Annotated in this window: 2 protein-coding genes; both read left to right on the top strand. The window is 59.2% G+C overall.

Annotated elements, in window-relative coordinates; all coding sequences use genetic code 11:
- Positions 1–543: 543 nt before the first annotated feature.
- Complete coding sequence (gene hpnH, locus MSKU9_RS09410) at positions 544–1,725, top strand: adenosyl-hopene transferase HpnH (RefSeq protein WP_141261219.1); 1,182 nt, start codon at positions 544–546, stop codon at positions 1,723–1,725.
- Positions 1,726–1,854: 129 nt separating this feature from the next.
- The gene (locus tag MSKU9_RS09405; protein WP_141261217.1) at positions 1,855–3,144 is read left to right on the top strand and encodes a hemolysin family protein; all 1,290 of its coding nucleotides are present in this window, start codon (positions 1,855–1,857) and stop codon (positions 3,142–3,144) included.
- The last annotated feature ends 98 nt before the right edge of the window (positions 3,145–3,242 follow it).

The following is a 3,242-nucleotide window of genomic DNA, read 5'->3' as shown; positions in this document are numbered from 1 at the left end:
CCGAAAGGTTGCGCATGTCATGCGGCGCGCGCACCCGGTCAAGCTGGGGGTAACGCCCAAGGGTCGGAATCGCGGGCTTGGTCTGATCCATGATGTTCGCGTCCATTGTTCTGCGCTGGCCCTTGCCCCATTTTACAGGGGAGGAACCAACCCGGGTTTCGGTTTGGCCCGTCGGCCCCGCGATCGGGGCCGGAAACAGGCTGCTCCGGCGGCGATGAATGGCGGCTCATGGCACGAAAACCATGGCGACCGTAGCGTAATCGCGATGTGTTACTCCGGTTAAGGCTGTAAATACAGTCTCTAATTCTATGACTGTTGTTAATTGGCCACACCAAAGCTGATAGCAATTGAATACAGGATGGTTTCTGTCCTATACCCTCGCGAAAGGCTTCATGTGTCGTACAAGTCCGCAACCTCGGCATGCTTTAAATGCACGGCTGGGCGATGTTGGGCTTGTTTTCTCGTAGGTGGATGTGACCATATCCGACCTACCAGACTTGAAATATGAGACCGGCGTTGGGCCGGTGCAGGAGCAGAGGTTTCATGGCCGTTCCTATTATGCAGGCAGTCCGCGTCGGCGCCTATGTTGTCAAGCAGCATGTCACGCGGCGCAAACGTTATCCGCTCGTGCTTATGCTCGAGCCCTTGTTCCGCTGTAACCTGGCGTGCGCCGGGTGCGGGAAGATCGACTATCCCGCCCAGATCCTGAACCAGCGCATGACCCTTCAGGAATGCCTGGATGCGGATACCGAAGCGGGCGCGCCGGTCATTGCCGTGGCCGGTGGTGAGCCGCTGCTGCACAAGGAAATGCCCGATATCATACGCGGGCTGATCGCACGCAAGAAGTATGTGTATCTGTGCACGAACGCCCTTCTTCTGGAAAAGAAGATGGACGATTACGAGCCGAACCCCTTCTTTTCGTGGGATGTCCATCTGGATGGCGACCCGGCGATGCATGACGCATCGGTGTGTCAGGACGGCGTGTACGAACGCGCGGTCGCTGCCATCAAGAAGGCGAAGGCCCGTGGTTTCCGCGTGTCGATCAACTGCACACTGTTCGATGGCGCTGATCCCAAGCGCGTTGCCGCCTTCTTTGACGAAGTGATGGCGATGGGCGTTGACGGCATCATGACCGCGCCGGGTTACGCTTACGAACGCGCACCGGATCAGGAGCACTTCCTGAACCGTCACAAGACGAAGCAGCTGTTCCGTGACATCTTCCGTCTGGGCAAGGGCAAGAAGTGGCGCTTCACGCAGTCGCCGCTGTTCCTGAACTTTCTGGCCGGTAACGAACAGTACCACTGCACCCCGTGGGGCAAGCCGCTGCGTAATGTCTTTGGCTGGCAGCGCCCGTGCTACCTGCTGGGTGAAGGCTACGCCAAGAGCTTTGAAGAGCTTATGGCCGACACCGACTGGGATGCATACGGCACCGGCAATTACGAAAAATGCGCCGACTGCATGGTCCATTCCGGATACGAATCGACTGCCGTCATGGATGCCGTCCGCAGGCCCTGGCACATTGCCAAGGTCGCCCTGTTCGGGCCCGAGACGGAAAAGCCGATGGCGCCGGAAATCTCGCTGGCCAACCAGCGTCCGGCCGAATACGTGTTTACACAGCATGTTGACGCCAAGATGGCCGAACTGGCCGCCCGCAAGAAGCCTGCGGCACCGCCGCGCGTAAGCAAGGTGGCGGCCCCGGCTGAAACGGCCGACGCGGCTGACTGATCGCGCGGTTCGCGCTTTCATGCATTACGTTTGGGAAAGGCGGGGCATATGTCCCGCCTTTTTCTTTTTTGTGTGTGTATTTTCAGGCATGTGCCCGTGTGCATGATTATGCTGTAGGATCGCGGGATCATGGTTGTTTCACTGATTGTCATATTATGCCTTGTCCTGCTCAACGGGCTGTTTGCCATGGGCGAACTGGCCCTGATTTCCGCCCGCCGCGCACGACTGGCCATTCTTGCGCGTGATGGCATCAAGGGCGCGGACCGTGCCCTGAAACTGGCGGGTGACCCGCAGAGCTTCCTGCCTACCGTCCAGATCGGCATGACCCTTGTCTCGATTCTGGAAGGCACCTTTGGCGGCAACAGTATCGAGGCTGGCGTCAGCCGCTGGCTGGCCCATATTCCCGCCCTGCATTCCATTGCTGATGAGCTGGCCATGTTCCTGGTGGTCAGTGCCATTACCGCTGTCATGCTGGTGCTGGGAGAACTGGTGCCCAAGCAGATCGCGCTGCGTCAGCCCGAACAGATCGCGGCACGCCTGTCGCTGCTGCTGGAATGGATGGCATGGCTGACGCGACCCATTGTCTGGCTGCTGGGGCGGTCATCCGAACTGGTGCTGAAGCTTATGGGAATCGGCGGGGCGATACGGCAGTCCGTCTCGGTCGAGGAACTGCGGGCCTATATCGCCGAAGGGGCGCAGGCTGGCGTGCTGGAGCAGGAGGAGCGCGATATGATCGAACGCCTGCTGCGTCTGGCCGAACGGCCTGTCCGCGCCATCATGACCCCACGTAACGAACTGTGCTGGGTGGAACGGCACGTGCCGCGCGCGCAACTGCTGCAGGTGCTGCGTTCAACTACCTATTCGCGCATCGTGGTGTGTGAAGGGGGCGTGGACAACCCGGTGGGCGTGATCCTGGCCAAGGACATGCTGGACCGGTTTCTGGACGGTAAGAGCCCATCGGTCGAAATTGGGCTGCGTCATCCCATTTCGGTGCCTGATACGCTGTCGGCTTTTGACATGCTGGAACGTATGCGTGACTCCCCGCTGGGTCTTGCGCTGGTACTGGATGAATATGGTTCGTTTGAGGGAATCGTGACCTCATCCGATCTGTTCGGTGCGATCGTGGGTGAGCAGCATGAACCGGGCAACACTCCGCCCCAGCGACTGGCCCATGACAATGTACTGGTGCTGGATGGTTCCATGCCCGCTGATGAGGTCAAGGATCGGCTCGGTCTGTCCGACCTGCCAGCCGAAGGCAGCTATCACACCCTTGCCGGGCTGATACTTGCCCTTTTGCGGCGCGTGCCCGCCAGGGGGGACAAGGTCGTGTTTTCCGGCTGGCTGTTTGAGGTGCTGGAAATGGAAGGCCGCCGCGTCGTGCGCGTTCAGGCCAGTCGGCAGCTGCTGGCAGAAAACTGATAAATATTATCTAACTATTTGGGGGCTGTTGGGAATTGAGTTTTCTAAAGGGCCATGATGTGTTTCAAAGACCATATGGATCGCTTCATACTGACGGA

It is taken from the genome of Komagataeibacter diospyri (assembly GCF_006538165.1).
Taxonomy (GTDB): domain Bacteria; phylum Pseudomonadota; class Alphaproteobacteria; order Acetobacterales; family Acetobacteraceae; genus Komagataeibacter; species Komagataeibacter diospyri.
Note: the sequence above shows the minus strand (reverse complement) of the source record. Positions and strands in the feature narration are given on the sequence as shown.